This is a genomic window from Actinobacillus lignieresii, assembly GCF_900444945.1.
In the GTDB taxonomy this organism is placed as follows: Bacteria; Pseudomonadota; Gammaproteobacteria; order Enterobacterales; family Pasteurellaceae; genus Actinobacillus; species Actinobacillus lignieresii.
In genome coordinates, this window is the sequence record NZ_UFRM01000001.1 from 909,357 (window position 1) to 927,552 (window position 18,196).

Consider the following 18,196-nt stretch of genomic DNA (forward strand, 5'->3'; position numbering starts at 1 on the left):
GTATCATACGCTTTATAAAAAAAGCCGATTCAAAATGAATCAGCTTAAAAAATAATAACGATATTAAATATATTTGTTCACACCATTTAAATGAGAACCTGAATTTAGTACTTTTATCTCTATTTCGATTTTACTTTATCTAATGTTTCCGGCTTGGTCCAAACTAGGAAATCCCAAATCATACCGATTCTTGCCAAAAATTCTCTTAATCTGACTTTAATATGCCCTTCGGGATATTTAGCCGCAAAACAAACGGCATTAATATTATGATATTTAGCAATAAATAACGCTCGCTCGCAATGAAATTGCTGAGATACGATAATAAAGGGTTCTAATTTATATACCTTACTTGCCCTGACTATCGAATCTAAGGTACGGTATCCGGCAAAATCCTGTTCAATCATATTTTTCGGAATGCCCATCTTATATAAATCGTTTAACATTACTTTCGGTTCGTTATAATAAGGCGTCTTATTATCGCCGCTAACCAATAATGTTTTCGCTTTACCTTTATTAATTAATTGCACGGCAGCTTCTAAACGATATTTATAATATAAATTCGGTGTACCCTTTGCATAAAATTTCGATGTCCCTAAAACAACGGCATTTCGATGTTTCGGTAATTTTTCAATATCGGTATAAATATTATCTTTTACATAAATACCCGTCGCATAATCAATAACAAAAACAGTAATACTTAAAAGAAACACTATTCCAAAGCTGACTAACGCAATACGCGGACAGATTAAAAGACATCTTTTCCGCAAAGACGACTTCGGCAAACTTTCTGTTGCTTGAGTTAATTCCATTCGATTTCCATTTGTTTCATGAAGAACAAGCGGTCTAATTTTTAAGTATCTACTTATTTGACCACCGATAGACTACATAAGTTCTAAAAGGTTCAAAATTTTAGCATAGCTTAGCTATATGAAATTGCAAGTTTAACTTTAATCAGAATTCTAGACGTTTAGACGGCTAAATTTTCTTGACAAAGTGCCGTTTGGAGATTAATTTATGCTTATTTTTAGGCGTTTAGACGTCTATACTGATAATAATAAGCGGTCTGATTTTCGCAAAATTTTGTAACCTTAGGAAAAGCCATGGCGCATAGCATTACTCTTTTTTCAGAAAAACCTCTTTCCCTGATACTCGGCGGAACGCTTTCGCCTATTGATGTCGCTTACCAAACATACGGTACGCTAAATACGGATAAAAGTAATGTCGTCTTACTCTGCCATGCGCTCACCGGCGATGCCGAACCTTATAAAAATGCACCGGAACAAGGTTGGTGGCAGGATTTTATCGGTTCGGGATTAGCTTTCGATACGGATCGCTATTTTTTTATTTGTTCTAACGTACTTGGCGGGTGTAAAGGTACGACTGGTCCGTCCTCTATTAATACTCAAACAGGTAAGCCTTACGGAAGTCAATTTCCAATTATTACGGTGCAAGATATTGTCGAAGTACAAAAGGCTTTGCTCGATGCGTTAGGCATTGGTCATTTACATGCGGTAGTCGGCGGTTCTTTCGGTGGAATGCAAGCGACACAATGGGGGATTAGCTATCCAGATTTCGTGAGCAATATCATTAATTTATGTTCCTCACTCACGCTAAGTGCGGAGGCTATCGGCTTTAATCACGTGATGCGCCAAGCGATTATTAATGATCCGCATTTTAATCACGGCGATTATTATGGCGGTTTACCGCCGGATAACGGTTTAAAAATCGCTCGTATGCTCGGTATGCTGACTTATCGTACCGATGTACAATTAGCCCGTGCTTTCGGGCGTGAAATGAAGCAACAAACCGAAATTTGGGGCGATTATTTTCAAGTGGAATCGTATTTGAGCTATCAGGGAGTAAAATTTTTAGATCGCTTTGATGCCAACAGCTATTTACGTTTGTTACGCGCTTTGGATTTATATGATCCGGCATTAGGCTATGAACATGAAATTGATGCGTTAAAACGAATTAAAGCAAATTACACTTTGGTTGCGATTACCAGTGATCAGCTATTTAAGCAAATTGATGTACTAAAAAGTAAACAGCGTTTAGAAGCTGCCGGCGTGCAGGTGGATTATCACGAATTTCATTCCAACTTCGGGCATGATGCTTTCTTAGTCGATTATGATTTCTTTGAGCCGATGATCAGAAAAGGATTACAAACGGAAACCTAATTTCCGTTTGCTAAAAACAGATAAAAAAAGACCGCTTGCAATAAATAACAAGCGGTCATTTTTTTATGGAATTTTTACACTACACGTGTGTTTGTTCAGGTAATGTTCCTTCAATTTCTTCGATTAAATCACCGTTTTTAAAAAACGCATAGCCGCCGTTTTTCATTTTGACCCATTTTTCGTTTTTGGTAAGCGGTTGTGTCGTGATAATCGTGACTTTATCATTTGCGGTGGTGTATTTGCTAAAATCAATTTCTACGTCATCATCACGTAATGCCGTGCTAAACGGTGCTTTACGTGTTACATAATGTAGATTGGTCGAACAACGAGCAATCATCCAATGTCCGTTCGATAAAATAAAATTAAATACGCCGTGTTTGGCAATTTCGGAAGTAATTTCTACAACCGCATCAAAAATTTCTTTCTCGCTCGGTTTTTTTAAGAAACGTTCTCTAAGCTGAGACACTAAACAGCAAAATGAGGCTTCGGAGTCCGTCGTTCCAATAGGCTGATAATGACATTCCTCACAAACCCCTACGCCCTCAACCGTTCCGTTATGTGCAAACACCCAGTTTTCGCCCCATAACTCTCGAATAAACGGATGTGTATTTTCTAAATTAATATCGCCTCGGGTGGCTTTACGAATATGTGCAATCACATTGAACGATTTAATACGATATTGACTGACAAGATCCGCCATCGGCGAAGAAGCACCCGGTCGGTTATCTCGAAAAATACGTACGCCTTTACCTTCAAAAAACGCGATACCGAAACCGTCCGTATGTTGATCCGTTAAACCGGCGCGGCGGCGAAATCCCTCAAAGGAGAAGGTAATGTCCGTTGGGGTGTTACAATTCATTCCGAGTAATTGACACATAAATTTATTCTTCGTTAGGTAGGGTGATAAAAAAGAAAGACCAGCTGGCTAGCTGGCCTAACGGATATATTGTTGCAAATCCTAAAAATAATTCAATAGAGGCAGATCAAAAATTTTATAGCTTGTAGTCATTATTTATATTTATTTTGCTATATGAATTAATTTTCTTCACTAACCGCTATACTTTCTCTTTTCTAAAGAGAGAAAGTAAGAAGATTGCGCCGGCACAAACGACCACGGAAGGCCCCGCCGGCGTATCTTTCCATGCGGAGAACAGTAATCCCCCCGTAATGGAAACAATACTGAATATAATCGCATATCCGACCATCGCTTCCGGCGTTTTGGCAAAACGACGAGCAATTGCCGAAGGAATAATTAATAAGGAAGTAATAATCAATGCACCGACAAATTTCATACTTAATGCGATGGTTAATGCGGTAAGCAACATCAACAACAGACGTAAGCGCACCACATTCAATCCTTCGATTTGCGCTAATTCGGGGCTAATCGTAATGGAAAGTAGTTTTTTCCAAAAATAGCCTAATACACCGGCGATAAATAACGTTCCGCTACCGATAAATGCCACATCGTCAAAATCAATTGCCAGTAAATCACCGAATAGATACGACATCAGATCAACACGAACATTATCAAGCAAACTAATGGTAATTACCCCCAACGATAAGCTACAGTGTGCGATAATTCCCAATACCGTATCTAAAGAATAAGCGGTTTTATGCTCTAGCCATACCAGTAACATAGCTAAAATCAGAGTCATTACAATAACCGCAATATAAGGATCAATCTGTAAAAAGATACCAAGTGCGACACCAAGTAATGCGGAATGAGAAAGCGTATCGCCGAAATAGGCCATTTTGCGCCATACCACAAAAGCCCCTAGCGGGGCGGTAATAAATGCCAATAATAAGCCGGCCAGCCAAGCTGGGAATAGAATTTCAAACATTTCTCTCTCTATTGTTTTTATTGTTCAGTAAAATACAAGCGGTCCGATTTCTCTAAAATTTTGCAAAAAAATCTTAAAATTTTACCGCTTGTAACGTTGTTGCAAGCTGGATTGATCTTGTGCTTTTAACCACTGCAATTTTTCCTTAATTTGCTTTTCCATTCCCCGTTCCGTCGGGTGATAAAATACCGTATCTTTTAATTCCGGCGGGAAGTAGTTTTCGCCGGCGGCATAAGCGTTCGGTTCATGATGTGCGTAACGATATTCTTCACCGTAACCTAACGATTTCATCAACTTAGTCGGTGCATTGCGCAGATGTTCCGGCACATCGTAATCTTTGCCCTCTTTCGCAAGACGTTTCGCCTCATTGAAAGCGTTATAAACCGCATTGCTTTTTGGCGCAACCGCCAAATAAATCACCGCTTGCGCAACCGCTCTTTCACCTTCGTAAGCCCCAACTCGGGTATAGCAATCCCAAGCGTTAATCGCAACTTGCATCGCTCTAGGGTCAGCATTGCCAATATCTTCCGAAGCGATTGCCAATAATCGGCGCGCAACATACAAAGGATCGCCGCCTGCGGTTAAAATTCTCGCATACCAATACAACGCGCCGTCCGGTGATGAGCCCCGTACCGACTTATGCAATGCCGAGATTAAATCATAGTAACGATCGCCGCCTTTATCAAAGCGCGCTTGTCGCTCTCCCAATACTTCGGCTAACAATGCTTTATTCAGGCGTTTTCCTTGAGGGGAAATCTCTGCCATATCCGACATCAGTTCTAAGCAATTTAAAGCGAATCTCGCATCCCCATTTACGTAATCGGCGAGTAATTCAATCACATTATCTTCGATGTAATAGCTTTCATTGCCTAATCCTCGTTCTTTATTGTAGAGGGCATTTGTTAAAACTTGCACAATTTCGACCACTTGCAATGGCTTCAAAATATAAATTTTTGCACGAGAAAGTAAGGCGTTATTTAATTCAAAGGATGGATTCTCGGTTGTCGCACCGATAAAAATAATGGTGCCGTCTTCAATATGCGGCAGAAAAGCGTCTTGTTGGCTTTTATTAAAGCGGTGTACTTCATCGACAAAAAGTAATGTTCGTCTGCCGGTTTGTCTATTGAGCTTAGCCCGCTCTATCGCTTCTCTGATTTCCTTCACACCGCTGGTAACCGCAGAAAGGCGTTCCACTTCCGTATCAAAATGATGTGCAATAATTTCGGCCAACGTCGTTTTACCTGTGCCGGGAGGTCCCCAAAAGATCATAGAATGAGAATGTCCCGCTTCTATCGCACGACGTAACGGTTTACCTTCTCCGACAAGATGAGATTGCCCGATATACTCCGCCAATGTGCGAGGACGCATTCTGGCGGGTAGCGGTCTAAAATCTGCTGAAAAATCAAAGGATAGACTACTCATAGTCATACTCCATTAACGTAATCTGAGCTGACGACGAATTTGGCGCATAAGTAAGAAGATCCATGGCCATAAAATCCCACTGATTATCGCACCTAAAATTTCTTGAGTATTAAATTCGGCGCTATGTAATACCAATTCAACAAAGAAGATCATGAAACGGATAAGTATCACATAAAGCATCACCAAAATCGCCTGTAACCAAAGCGATAAGTTACGCAAAATAAGATGATGTTTCGCCACAAAATAAATCGCAATAGATAATACTAATGCATGAATGCCTAAAATAGAACCTAAAATTAGATCCCAAACGATACCGGCAACAAATGCCGTTCCGACACTAATTTTATTAGGTAAGGCCAACGCCCAATAGATAAGTACCAGTACGAGCCAACTTGGACGTAAACCTTGCAACCCGACCGGCCATGGCATAATTTCCAATACAAAAGCAATAATAAAAATTAAAAGTAATACTAAAATCTGAAACAATGGATTCGTACGCATTACTCGGCTCCTTGCTCTGTATGATTATTTTCTTCGTTATCCAATTCAAACTGGCTTTCCGGATTGATACTCTCATCCGAACCGTCTAATAATTCTTCCTTGCTTTCCTCTTTAACTTCTTCTTTTTTCTTCTCTTTTAAGCGTTCTAACGGATTTAAGCTGTTACGTCTTTCTTCCACCACATCACGTACTTGTTGCGGCGATAAACTTTGCGCTTTACGTAATTCTTCGCCGGTAGGCCATAATAAGAGCAAATATCTTAAGCGATCAAAAGATGCGAGAGGACGAGCGACAATACGAGCAAATTGGCTTTGCGTATCATTGGTTACCGCTTCGACAATCGCAACCGGATAGCCTTCGGGGAATCTGCCGCCTAAACCTGAAGTAACTAACACATCGCCTTTGATTACATCAACCGAACGAGGTAAATTATCAATAAAAAGCTCGTCGTTATGCCCCGTACCGTTCGCAATACCGCGAACATCATTACGCAATACTTGCACCGGCACGGCGTGAGTCACATCCGTAATTAATAATACTCGACTACTTTTCTCACCAACGGAAATAACCTGACCTACCACACCTTTTTCATCAATAATCGGCTGACCGACAAAGGCACCGTCACTTTTTCCTCGGTTAATAATCACTTGTTGGCGATAAGCGTCCATCTCGGCGGTTAAGACTTCGCCGATCTTTTTATATTCGTCTTGGCGTAACGGCGAACTCAGTAATAAACGTAATCGCTGGTTTTCTACTTTAAGTTGATCTAATAAAAGTAGATCCGCATTTTTTTCTCGCAACTGTTCTTTTAAAACATGATTTTCCATCTGCAACTTATTGTTATCAATAAAGTTGTTACTCACTCCATCTAATACGGAACGCGGCGTATTTGCAAAATAATATAGACCGCTTATTGCAGTTTCCAGCATATTACGGAATTGAATGATCGCGCTGCTTCTACCGTCAAAAGCAATAAGCACGATAGAAATGACGATAGCAAGAAATAGACGTACGCCTAATGACGGGGCTTTAGCAAAAATTGGTTTCATTGTTCACTATTTTGAGAAGTAAATGAGTGAGAGATGGAGATTGATAATAAACAATGGATAATGGACATTTCACTGCCATTATCCATCGTAAATACTCATATCAATAAATAGTCGGCTTATTCATCGCTACTAAAGATATCGCCGCCGTGCATATCAATCATATCAAGAGCCTTACCGCCGCCGCGAGCAACACAAGTTAAAGGATCTTCTGCCACGATTACCGTTACACCCGTTGCTTCAGAAAGCAGAACATCGATATTCTTCAATAACGCACCGCCGCCGGTTAATACCATTCCGCGCTCGAAAATATCCGCAGCAAGCTCCGGCGGACATTGTTCCAATACGGATTTTACCGCTTCTACAATACCGTTTAACGGTTGCTCGATTGCTTCCAATACGTGGGTTGAATTTAATTCGAATGTTCGCGGCGCACCTTCGGCAAGGTTATGACCGTGTACTTCCATTTTACGCACTTCGTCTTCATCACGAATAATCGCCATCGCAATTTCTTTCTTAATACGCTCGGCAGTCGCTTCACCGATTGCAGAACCGAAATGGCGACGTACATAAGCGACAATCGCTTCGTCTAATTTATCGCCGCCGATACGAACGGATGTCGAATAAACAATACCGTTTAATGAAAGTACCGCAACTTCCGTCGTACCGCCGCCGATATCAATAACCATCGAACCTGTCGCTTCATGTACCGGTAATCCCGCCCCAATTGCCGCCGCCATCGGTTCTTCAATTAAATACACTTCACGAGCACCGGCACCGATTGCAGATTCTTTAATCGCACGACGTTCCACTTGCGTTGCACCTGCCGGCACACACACCAATACGCGTGGGCTAGGACGCATAAAATTATTACTGTGCACCTGTTTAATGAAGTGCTGTAACATTTTTTCCGTAACAAAGAAATCAGCAATTACACCGTCTTTCATCGGACGAATCGCAGTAATACTTTTTGGCGTACGACCAAGCATTAATTTAGCATCCGAACCTACCGCCGCAATACTTTTTAAAGAACCGATACGGTCTTGACGTACGGCAACGACTGACGGTTCATCTAAAACAATACCTTGACCTTTCACATAAACCAATGTGTTTGCCGTGCCAAGATCGATAGAAAGATCGTTAGAAAACAATCCTAGAAATTTTTTAAACATATAGAGGAATCCATTGAATTTGGGAGTTGCGATAATAAAAAAAGAATGCTCACAATGGAGCAAAAAATTATTTGTAAATATAACAAAAAAGCCTACTAAACTTCAATGAATAATTTAGGTAAAAGAAAATTACTTGCATTTAAACAAAAAAACGCCACTCTTTTGGAGTGGCGTTTCAAATCAGAAACTAATTAATTAGCCTTTGTAGTTATAAACGTGAGCAACTAAGTCTAATACTTTGTTTGAATAACCTGTTTCGTTATCGTACCAAGATACTAATTTTACGAAAGTATCTGTTAATGCGATACCTGCTTTAGCATCGAATACCGAAGTTTCAACCGCACCGTTAAAGTCTGTTGATACTACCGCATCTTCAGTATAACCTAACACGCCTTTCATTTCTTCTTGTGAAGCGCGTTTAACTTCCGCACAGATTTCTTCGTATGTAGCAGGTTTTTCTAAGTTCACTGTTAAATCAACTACAGAAACGTTTGCTGTCGGAACACGGAAAGCCATACCGGTTAATTTACCGTTTAATGCAGGTAATACTTTACCTACCGCTTTCGCCGCACCTGTTGATGAAGGAATGATGTTTTGTGAAGCACCACGACCACCGCGCCAGTCTTTCGCTGATGGACCATCTACAGTTTTTTGTGTCGCAGTTGTTGCGTGAACTGTAGTCATTAAACCTTCTTTAATACCGAATTTATTGTGGATGACTTTAGCTAACGGTGCTAAGCAGTTAGTTGTACAAGAAGCGTTAGAAACGATATCTTGGCCTGCGTATGCATCGAAGTTTACACCATTAACGAACATAGGTGTTGCATCTTTAGACGGACCGGTTAAAACAACTTTTTTCGCACCTGCAGTAATGTGTTTACGTGCTGTTGCGTCGTCTAAGAATAAACCGGTTGCTTCAACTGCGATATCAACACCGATTTCATTCCATTTTAAGTTAGCAGGATCACGCTCGGAAGTTACGCGAATCGCTTTACCATTAACTACTAATTGACCGTCTTTAACTTCCACTGTACCATTGAAACGACCGTGAGTTGAATCGTATTTTAACATGTAAGCCATGTAATCAACGTCGATTAAGTCGTTGATACCTACAACTTCGATATCATCACGAAGTTGCGCTGCACGGAACACGATACGACCGATACGACCGAAGCCGTTAATACCAATTTTAATAGCCATAGATTTTTTCACCTATATTTAAAGTTAAACAAAATTCGTTCTTCCATACTCTGAAAGTGCAAGGATTATAGCACATATTCTAATATGCCTTTCAACTAAAAGAACGCAATCCAATATAACAGATAAATTTTTTGTGATCTATGTCAAAATTTCAAAATTTGTAACGCTAAAGAGGTAAAAAAACGGTAGAATTGGAGAATAATTTCTATCTTAGGAGTGAAAATGATTAAAGATATTGACGAACTAACGGAAGAACAGGTTGAAATTCTGATTAATCATGGTACGGAAATGCCATATTCCGGCAAGTTTCTTAATGAAAATCGCATAGGAACCTACCGCTGCGCCCGTTGCCATAACGCCCTATTCCGTTCGGATACAAAATTTGATGCCGGCTGCGGCTGGCCTAGCTTCTACGAAGCAGTTTCAGACGACGCATTACGCTATTTGGACGACTATAGTTTAGGTCGCCACCGTACCGAAATTCGCTGCGGTAACTGCGATTCGCATATGGGGCACGTATTTAATGACGGCCCTCCACCGACCGGTTTACGCTTCTGCCTGAATTCCATCGCACTCAACTTTAAATGGGATGAAACCGGTGAAGAAATTGACGGTTAATTAATTTTATAAATTAAATATCATTTTCTACATTAAGCATAAAGACAAGCGGTCGAAATTTAAAGAATTTTTGCAAATTATTTTCAAATTTCGACCGCTTGTTTATACGAAATAATTCACTAGTTACGATAAAATATTTCTCGCAATAATATCGCCCATTTCACTGGTAGAAACTGGCGTATTTTTATTCGCTAAATCACCTGTGCGATAGCCTTCCGCTAACGCTTTTTGAATCGCCGCCTCAATCGCATCCGCCGCTTCATTTAAATTAAAGCTATAGCGTAACATCATTGCCGCCGATAAAATTTGTGCAATCGGATTCGCAATATTTTTACCGGCGATATCCGGTGCCGAACCGCCCGCCGGCTCATATAAACCGAAACCATCTTCATTTAAACTTGCAGACGGCAACATACCCATTGAACCGGTAATCATTGCCGCCTCATCCGAAATAATATCGCCGAAGATATTCGAACATAATAAGATATCAAAACTTTCCGGTGCTTTAATGAGTTGCATTGTCGCATTATCAATATACATATGTTCTAACGTTACTTCCGGATAATCTTTTGCAATTTCGCTTACCGTTTCACGCCATAAAATTGAGCTTTGCAATACGTTTGCTTTATCAATAGACGTTACTTTCTTATTACGTTTCATTGCAGATTCAAAAGCAACGCGCGCAATACGCTCAATCTCATATTTATAGTAAACTTCGGTATCAAACGCCTTAGTCTGCGAACCTTCGCCCTCACGTCCTTTCGGCTGACCGAAATAAATGCCGCCGGTTAATTCTCGTACTACAACCATATCGAAGCCTTTTGCCGCAATATCCGCTCGCAACGGACAGAATTTCTCTAAACCTTTATATAAAGTGGCGGGACGTAAATTACAGAATAATTTGAAATGTTTACGTAACGGAAGTAATGAACCACGCTCCGGTTGTTCATCCGGCGGTAAATTTACCCATTTAGGCCCGCCCACAGAACCAAACAGAATCGCATCGGCTTCTTCACAACCTTTTAAGGTATTTTCCGGCAACGCTTTACCTTGTGCGTCAATTGCCGCACCGCCGATATTAAAATGATTAAAATTTAATTTAAAACCGAATTTTTGCTGTGTCGCTTCAAGCACTTTGATCGCCTGAGCCATAATTTCAGGACCAATACCGTCCCCCGCTAAAACCGCAATGTTGTAAGTTTGCATATAAATATCCTCTTATTGTTATGTAAAGATTTAAACATTCTACCTTAAAATTTCGGTTATTGGGTGGGAAATGATGAAATTTGATTTAGAATGCCGTGTGATGAGAGAGGTAATATGCAAACATCATTGTTAAAAATACTGTCATTGGCAATTTTGAGCCAAAATTTGACCGCTTGCGGCACGATTGTCAGCCTAACTGAGGGCGATTATTCCGTTTATGCCGGAGTGACTAAAGACTTTGAAACAATCCAAAACGGAGGAATCTTAAGTATTCCGGCAGTTGTCGATTTACCACTCAGTTTTGTATTGGATACCTTAATATTGCCGGTAACCTTAAGCCAATAAAAAATAAGGAATAGCTTAGAGAAGAATAAAATAGAAAAGTTAAGTTGGTCCCCCCTACCGGACTTGAACCAGTGACCAAGCGATTATGAGTCGCCTGCTCTAACCGACTGAGCTAAGGGGGGATAAAGAAATGAGGTTGGATTATAGGGAAATTTTGGGTGTTCGTCTAGCGTTAGGCAAACACCCGCATAAAAAACATACTAGCGAATAAATTACACTTTATTCCGTACGCCAAATAAGGCTTGCCATACGTCCTGTCCGTTTATCTCGTCGATAAGAGAAAAAATCTTCCCGTTCGGTCACGGTACAATGCTCTCCGCCGGAAATTTCGGTAATGCCAAGTTTACGTAATCGCTGCCGAGCAATTTGGTAAAGATTTCCTAAAAATTTACCGCTTGCTGTCGGGTCAACAACAAATGCCTGCTCCGCTTGCGGATCAAAGGCACAAAACTGTTCAATCACTTCTTTGCCGACTTGGAATTTAGTTGGACCGATTGCCGGCCCTAACCATGCACAAATATCCGTCGGCGAACAAGCAAATTCCGCTACCGTATTTTCTAATACACCATCGCACAAGCCTCGCCATCCGGCATGAGCCGCCGCGACTTCTTTTCCGTCTTTACTATAGAAAAGTACCGGCAAACAATCTGCCGTCATCACTAAGCAAACCTGATTCGGTTGATCGGTATAAACCGCATCCGCTTCCAAATTATCACCGTCATACGGTAGGCGAATCACACGAGTACTGTGTGTTTGCGTTAAAAATAGCGGAAAATGCGGCAAGCCGAACTGCTCTACCAATAACCGGCGATTTTGTTTCACATCCTTAGGATTATCACCGACATGATCACCTAAATTAAAGCTATCAAAAGGGGGTTGGCTAACACCACCTGTTCTAACGGTAGTAAAAGCACGAATATGTTCCAGCGCATGCCAATTGGGCGTAATGTTTTTCATTGCAAAATTTTCTCTAAAAATGACCGCTTATTTGCGTACCGCAATCGCTTCAATCTCTAAACCGACATCTTTCGGTAAACGAGCGACTTCAACGCAAGAACGCGCCGGAAATGCCGGATGATTATTTTCACGGAAAAACGCTTCATATTCAGCATTAACGGTTGCGAAATCATTCAGGTCTTTGACAAAAACGGTTGTTTTAACAATATCCGCCACACTTAAACCGGCTTGTTCAACAATCGCTTTGACATTTTCTAATGATTGGCGCGCTTGTTGCGTAATATCAGTTGGAATCTCGCCCGTTTGCGGATTAACCGGAATTTGTCCTGATGTTAGAACCAAATTACCTAAATCAACCGCTTGTACGTATGGACCGATTGCCGCCGGTGCTTTTTCCGTATGAATAACTTTAGTCATAGTGAATTCCTTCTTTTAGTAATGAAAAATAGTGCGTTTAATGATAATATCTCCCACCTTTTATTTCTACCCCTAATCTCAAGAGAAATAGTATGAGCATTAACGTTACTGAAATCGTCCTGCACCAGATTCATCAAACCGAAGGCGAAACACCTGAGTTAAATACGGTACTTCGCGACAATCTACTTGCCATCAGTCCTGAAGTGGAGCAAATGATGTTACAACTTCACCAAGCTTACCAAAGTAAAGCGAAGGCTTACGGTATATTTAAAAATGAATCTATTTTTGCTCAGCAACTTAATCGCTTATTAGAACAGGAAACTGATTTTTTACCGTTCAGTCACAGTTGTGCGAAAATGCTTTCTAGCGAATTAGCCAAATATCCTTTTGCATCAGGCGGGACTTTTATTCTTTGTCGCTATAACTTTTTAGCAACGGATTATTTATTTATCGCATTGATTGATAGCCGTACTTCTATGCTGGTGGACGACCAATTAGAGATAAAACGTACCGAATATTTAGATATTACCCAGTATGATATTGCTTGCCGTATCAATTTGACCGAATTAAAAATCAATGCGCAATCAAACCGCTATCTCACCTTTATTAAAGGACGAGTCGGACGAAAAATTGCGGACTTCTTTATGGATTTTCTGAGTGCGGAAGAAGGTTTAAATCCTCAATTACAAAATCAGACGCTTTTACAAGCGGTGAGCGATTATTGCGATCAAGGCGAATTATCCGCACCGCAAACACGTGAAGTGAAAAAACAAGTATTTGAATACTGTAAAGGACAAATTAACAGCGGTGAGGAAATCGCACTAAGTGAATTATCCGAAGCGCTACCGACACTCAACGAAGTTGATTTTGCACAATTTACTCAAGAACAAGAATACGGACTTGAAGAAAATATTCCGCCGGTACGTAATGCGTTAAAAACCTTAACCAAATATTCCGGCTCGGGCAAAGGCGTAACCATTAGTTTTAATGCGGAATTACTCGGCGAACGTTTAATTTGGGATGAACTAAACGATACATTAACCATCAAAGGATTGCCGGCGAATTTGCGTGATCAGTTAGCACGCAATAAGTAATGGAAAATTTTTATTAGTTTGGGTATTATCTATCCAATCATTTTGAACAATTCAAAGGTCGATAAATATTATGAAAATGAAATCTCTGTTAGCTATCGCACTACTTGCGGTGGGGGTAACCTCTTGTTCTACCGTAAAAAAAGTCGTGTATCGTATTGATGTTCCGCAAGGCAATTACTTAGAACAAGAAAAGATTGACCAAGTTAAAGTCGGTATGGATAAAACGCAAGTACAATATTTGCTTGGTACGCCGATGCTAAAAGATACCTTTAATCAAGATCGTTGGAGTTATGTTTATATCAAACGCGAAGGCTATAATGATCCTATCCAACATACGCTTTTTGTTAATTTCGATAGTAAAGGTCTTGTAAGTAATATCACCTTAGACAAACCTATTACGAATGAAGCGCAATAATCATTGACAACTTCAAACGCCCACTTTATATAGTGGGCTTTCTTTTACCCATTACCTTTAATTAGTTTTTTTTATCATACAAAAAGTATGTATGATTTCAGCTTATCTAGATGAAAATTAACTAAATTTATGCCAATTTGACTATTAAACAACCAAATAATAAATTTTTATCATATATTTGATAAATTTTTTTAATTATTGCTTTTCAAATCCAAAATAGCTTGATAGACTCCTTGCCATGCTAAACACACTACTATTTGATAAATATTTTTCATTTTAAATATAAATACGCAGGAGTACTTTATGAGCGACTTAAACGCACTGTTCCAAAAAATCAAACAACGTGACCCTGACCAAGCGCCTTTCCACCAAGCGGTGGAAGAAGTTTTCGGTTCATTAGCACCATTTCTTGCCAAAAATCCTAAATATACGCAACAAGGTATTTTAGAACGTATCGTTGAGCCGGAGCGTGTAATTACTTTCCGTGTCACTTGGGTTGATGATAAAGGTCAAGTGCAAGTAAACCGCGGTTATCGTATTCAAATGAACTCTGCGATCGGTCCTTATAAAGGCGGTATTCGTTTCCATCCTTCCGTTGATTTAGGGGTTTTAAAATTCTTAGCGTTTGAACAAGTTTTCAAAAATGCATTAACTACATTACCGATGGGCGGTGGTAAAGGCGGTTCGGATTTCGATCCTAAAGGTAAATCTGATGCGGAAGTCATGCGTTTCTGCCAAGCATTTATGACGGAATTATCTCGCCATATCGGTGCGGATACCGACGTACCGGCGGGCGACATCGGTGTCGGCGGTCGTGAAATCGGTTATATGTACGGTCAATACAAAAAATTACGCAATGAATTTACCTCAGTCTTAACCGGTAAAAGTTTAACTTGGGGCGGTAGCTTAATTCGTCCGGAAGCAACAGGTTACGGTGCGGTTTACTTTGCAGACGCAATGTTAGCAACTCGCGGTCAAGGCTTTGACGGTAAACGTGTAGTTATCTCAGGTTCCGGTAACGTAGCGCAATATGCAGCTGAAAAAGCGATTCAAAAAGGTGCGAAAGTATTAACCGTGTCCGATTCAAACGGTTATGTCTTATTCCCTGATTCGGGTATGACCGAAAAACAATTAGCGGATTTATTAGTACTGAAAAACGAACGCCGTGAACGCTTATCCGTATATGCGAAAGAACAAGGCGTCCAATACTTTGAAGGTCAAAAACCATGGGGCGTTAAATGTGATATTGCGCTGCCGTGTGCGACACAAAATGAATTAGACGGCGAAGCGGCGAAAGAATTGGTTAAAAACGGTTGTTTCTGCGTGGCTGAAGGCGCGAATATGCCGACCACACTTGAAGGTGTTGAAGTGTTTATCGCAGCGAAAATTCTTTATGCTCCGGGTAAAGCGGCAAATGCCGGCGGTGTAGCGACTTCAGGTTTAGAAATGAGCCAAAACGCAATGCGCTTGGCTTGGACTCGTGAAGAAGTGGATCAACGTTTATTCAACATTATGACCGCCATTCACCAAAACTGCGTGGAAAACGGTACGGAAACGGACGGTTATGTAAACTATGTGAACGGTGCGAACATCGCAGGCTTCAAAAAAGTGGCTACTGCAATGTTAGAACAAGGTATCGTATAACAATTTTATATAATATAAACCCTCTTCGGAGGGTTTCTTTTTGCGCAAAATAAAAAGTTTATGCTATGCTGTGACAAACAGATATAGGAATAAATATGATGAGAAAAATTCTATTTACATTAGTTTGTGCAACATTAGCTCATACCGGTTTTGCAAATTCTGCGGAAAATTCGACCGCTTATACGGAGCAAGTTAAATATAAAATATCCGAAACGGATATAAAAATACTTATACGTCAGCTGAATAATATCGAACAATGTATATTTCCGGATCTTGCTAAGCCCGACTATCAAAAGATCTATGATAATTGGTCGGTTGCCGAAAATATGACGATGTTCTATTTTCAGCAAAATCTCTTAACAGAGCTGATCGGCGAACAAAATGCGCAATTTATTGAAAAAGATAAACTCTCACGCCAATATTTTGAACAAATGCACGAGAAATACAACCATCAAAAAGCCAGTGTAGATAAATCCCGCTGTGAAGATTTCAAACCGATATATGCGCAAATCAAACAGCGAATTGAATACTCTATACCGCAGGTGTATAAGTAAGATAAAAATATCATACAGAAAAGCCCTTGATTCCTCTCGGACTCAAGGGCTTGTTTTTATGCTTTAATTTAGTTTTCGTTATGAATTTCTAAATTGGTTGCTTGTTTTGCAGCTTTGGCTTTCGCTTTATCGTTACGTGCGCAAGCAATCGCATCAAGGTAAGCTTTATCTACATCTCCGGTAATATATTCGCCGGTAAATACCGAAGCATCGAAATGATGAATTGCCGGATTTTCGGTTTGTACCGCTTTATAAAGCGCTTCAAGATCTTGGAAAATCAGTTTATCCACACCAATCATTTCCGCGACTTCTTCCACCGAGCGGTCATAAGCTACGAGTTCTTCGCAAGTCGGCATATCAATACCGTATACGTTCGGATAACGAATTTCCGGCGCGGCTGAAGCGAAGTAAACTTTCTTCGCACCGGCGGCACGTGCCATTTCAACGATCTGTTCGGATGTTGTTCCGCGAACGATAGAGTCATCGACTAATAACACGTTTTTGCCTTTAAACTCGCTGGCAATCGCATTTAATTTACGGCGTACCGAGCTTTTACGCTGCGCTTGTCCCGGCATAATAAAGGTACGAGCGACATAGCGGTTTTTCACAAAACCTTGGCGATAAGGTTTGTATAAAACGTTTGCGATGCGTACCGCAATATCGTTTGAGGTTTCAGGAATCGGAATCACTACATCAATTTCATCGACCATTCTGCCCCATTCGCGTTTAATTTTTTCGCCTAATAATTCGCCCATATGTACACGCGCACCGTAAACGGATACGCCGTCAATCACGGAATCCGGACGAGCGAAATAAACGTACTCAAAAATACATGGGTTTAATTTCGGATTATCCGCACAAATTGCGGAATGTAATTCGCCGTCGAAGGTAATATAAACCGCTTCGCCCGGATTTACGTCACGGACAAATTCAAAACCGACAATATCTAAAGCAACGCTTTCGGAAGCAAACACATACTCCGTTTTGCCTTCTACAACACGTTTACCTAATACTAGCGGACGAATACCGAACGGATCTCGGAATGCCACCATACCGTGACCGATAATCATCGCGATACACGCATAAGCACCGCGAATCGCTTCGTTGGTTTTACGTACCGTTTCAAAAATATTTTCCGGCGTTAAATGTGATGTCGGATATTGATCCAAATAATGCGCAAAAATATTCAGTAACGATTCCGAATCCGAATTGGTATTCACGTGACGACGAGCTTCTTTGAATAAACGTTCTTTTAATTCGGCGTTATTAGTTAAGTTGCCGTTATGGACTAAGGTTAAACCGAAAGGCGAGTTTACATAGAAAGGTTGTGCTTCCGAAACACTGGACGAGCCGGCAGTCGGATAACGAACATGTCCGATCCCCGCATTACCTTGTAATCTGAGCATATGCTCTTGACGAAATACGTCACTTACCAAGCCGTTAGCTTTACGTAGGCGGAAGCGGTTTTCATCATCAATTGTGACGATACCTGCGGCATCTTGCCCGCGATGTTGAAGTAATGTTAAGCCATCATAAATCGCCTGATTAACCGGCGATCCCCCAATAATGCCGACAATGCCGCACATA

The 18,196-nt window shown here is 40.6% G+C and carries 19 protein-coding genes and 1 tRNA gene; 7 read left to right on the forward strand and 13 right to left on the reverse strand.

Going from position 1 to position 18,196, the window contains the following annotated elements; genetic code table 11:
* Positions 1–119: 119 nt before the first annotated feature.
* On the reverse strand, positions 120–809 hold the full coding sequence (locus tag DY200_RS04105) for a SanA/YdcF family protein (RefSeq protein WP_115587021.1): 690 nt from the start codon (positions 807–809) through the stop codon (positions 120–122).
* A 291-nt stretch (positions 810–1,100) separates the two neighbouring features.
* Here DY200_RS04105 and metX point away from each other — a divergent pair, with 291 nt between their 5' ends.
* The gene (metX, locus tag DY200_RS04110) at positions 1,101–2,177 is read left to right on the forward strand and encodes a homoserine O-acetyltransferase MetX (RefSeq protein WP_115587022.1); all 1,077 of its coding nucleotides are present in this window, start codon (positions 1,101–1,103) and stop codon (positions 2,175–2,177) included.
* Between the two features lie 79 nt (positions 2,178–2,256).
* Here the strand turns inward: metX and DY200_RS04115 are convergent, their stop codons facing one another.
* The 7 genes from DY200_RS04115 to gap form a co-directional block, all read right to left on the reverse strand.
* Positions 2,257–3,054, reverse strand: a complete 798-nt coding sequence (locus DY200_RS04115) for a class II glutamine amidotransferase (RefSeq protein ID WP_115587023.1) — start codon at positions 3,052–3,054, stop codon at positions 2,257–2,259.
* A 178-nt stretch (positions 3,055–3,232) separates the two neighbouring features.
* The gene (gene znuB / locus DY200_RS04120) at positions 3,233–4,018 is read right to left on the reverse strand and encodes a zinc ABC transporter permease subunit ZnuB (RefSeq protein WP_115587024.1); all 786 of its coding nucleotides are present in this window, start codon (positions 4,016–4,018) and stop codon (positions 3,233–3,235) included.
* Between the two features lie 81 nt (positions 4,019–4,099).
* The gene (locus DY200_RS04125; RefSeq protein WP_115587025.1) at positions 4,100–5,440 is read right to left on the reverse strand and encodes a replication-associated recombination protein A; all 1,341 of its coding nucleotides are present in this window, start codon (positions 5,438–5,440) and stop codon (positions 4,100–4,102) included.
* Between the two features lie 12 nt (positions 5,441–5,452).
* Positions 5,453–5,941, reverse strand: a complete 489-nt coding sequence (mreD, locus tag DY200_RS04130) for a rod shape-determining protein MreD (RefSeq protein WP_005596506.1) — start codon at positions 5,939–5,941, stop codon at positions 5,453–5,455.
* Positions 5,941–6,990, reverse strand: coding sequence for a rod shape-determining protein MreC (gene mreC, locus DY200_RS04135; protein WP_005596505.1), 1,050 nt, complete (start codon positions 6,988–6,990; stop codon positions 5,941–5,943). Before mreC ends, mreD begins: the two co-directional genes overlap by 1 nt.
* Positions 6,991–7,106: 116 nt before the next feature.
* Entirely contained in the window at positions 7,107–8,159 is a 1,053-nt protein-coding gene (locus tag DY200_RS04140) for a rod shape-determining protein (protein ID WP_115587026.1), read from the reverse strand.
* A 195-nt stretch (positions 8,160–8,354) separates the two neighbouring features.
* Complete coding sequence (gene gap / locus DY200_RS04145; RefSeq protein ID WP_005619027.1) at positions 8,355–9,359, reverse strand: type I glyceraldehyde-3-phosphate dehydrogenase; 1,005 nt, start codon at positions 9,357–9,359, stop codon at positions 8,355–8,357.
* Positions 9,360–9,581: 222 nt separating this feature from the next.
* Here gap and msrB point away from each other — a divergent pair, with 222 nt between their 5' ends.
* Positions 9,582–9,977, forward strand: a complete 396-nt coding sequence (gene msrB / locus DY200_RS04150) for a peptide-methionine (R)-S-oxide reductase MsrB (RefSeq protein WP_005619026.1) — start codon at positions 9,582–9,584, stop codon at positions 9,975–9,977.
* A gap of 123 nt (positions 9,978–10,100) precedes the next feature.
* Here the strand turns inward: msrB and leuB are convergent, their stop codons facing one another.
* Positions 10,101–11,183, reverse strand: a complete 1,083-nt coding sequence (gene leuB, locus DY200_RS04155; RefSeq protein WP_115587027.1) for a 3-isopropylmalate dehydrogenase — start codon at positions 11,181–11,183, stop codon at positions 10,101–10,103.
* A 114-nt stretch (positions 11,184–11,297) separates the two neighbouring features.
* Here leuB and DY200_RS04160 point away from each other — a divergent pair, with 114 nt between their 5' ends.
* Complete coding sequence (locus tag DY200_RS04160) at positions 11,298–11,528, forward strand: YceK/YidQ family lipoprotein (protein WP_005613725.1); 231 nt, start codon at positions 11,298–11,300, stop codon at positions 11,526–11,528.
* 45 nt (positions 11,529–11,573) lie between these two features.
* Here DY200_RS04160 and DY200_RS04165 read toward each other — a convergent pair.
* From DY200_RS04165 to DY200_RS04175, 3 genes are all read right to left on the reverse strand, one after another.
* Positions 11,574–11,650, reverse strand: a tRNA-Ile gene (locus tag DY200_RS04165).
* 97 nt (positions 11,651–11,747) lie between these two features.
* Complete coding sequence (pgeF, locus tag DY200_RS04170) at positions 11,748–12,485, reverse strand: peptidoglycan editing factor PgeF (protein WP_115587028.1); 738 nt, start codon at positions 12,483–12,485, stop codon at positions 11,748–11,750.
* Between the two features lie 27 nt (positions 12,486–12,512).
* The gene (locus tag DY200_RS04175; protein WP_039196471.1) at positions 12,513–12,902 is read right to left on the reverse strand and encodes a RidA family protein; all 390 of its coding nucleotides are present in this window, start codon (positions 12,900–12,902) and stop codon (positions 12,513–12,515) included.
* A gap of 92 nt (positions 12,903–12,994) precedes the next feature.
* On the opposite strand from DY200_RS04175, the gene yejK reads away from it, so the two are divergent.
* The 4 genes from yejK (at position 12,995) to DY200_RS04195 (ending at position 16,609) form a co-directional block, all read left to right on the forward strand.
* Positions 12,995–13,996, forward strand: coding sequence for a nucleoid-associated protein YejK (gene yejK, locus DY200_RS04180; protein WP_115587029.1), 1,002 nt, complete (start codon positions 12,995–12,997; stop codon positions 13,994–13,996).
* A gap of 70 nt (positions 13,997–14,066) precedes the next feature.
* Positions 14,067–14,411 (forward strand): outer membrane protein assembly factor BamE, encoded by a 345-nt coding sequence (bamE, locus tag DY200_RS04185; RefSeq protein WP_005596488.1) that lies wholly within the window; start codon positions 14,067–14,069, stop codon positions 14,409–14,411.
* Positions 14,412–14,714: 303 nt separating this feature from the next.
* Complete coding sequence (gene gdhA, locus DY200_RS04190; RefSeq protein ID WP_115587030.1) at positions 14,715–16,055, forward strand: NADP-specific glutamate dehydrogenase; 1,341 nt, start codon at positions 14,715–14,717, stop codon at positions 16,053–16,055.
* 95 nt (positions 16,056–16,150) lie between these two features.
* A complete protein-coding gene (locus tag DY200_RS04195; RefSeq protein ID WP_005596484.1) occupies positions 16,151–16,609 on the forward strand; it encodes a DUF5358 family protein in 459 nt (152 codons plus the stop codon).
* Positions 16,610–16,677: 68 nt separating this feature from the next.
* On the opposite strand, the gene purF is transcribed toward DY200_RS04195, so the two are convergent.
* Complete coding sequence (purF, locus tag DY200_RS04200) at positions 16,678–18,195, reverse strand: amidophosphoribosyltransferase (protein ID WP_115587031.1); 1,518 nt, start codon at positions 18,193–18,195, stop codon at positions 16,678–16,680.
* Position 18,196: the final 1 nt, after the last annotated feature.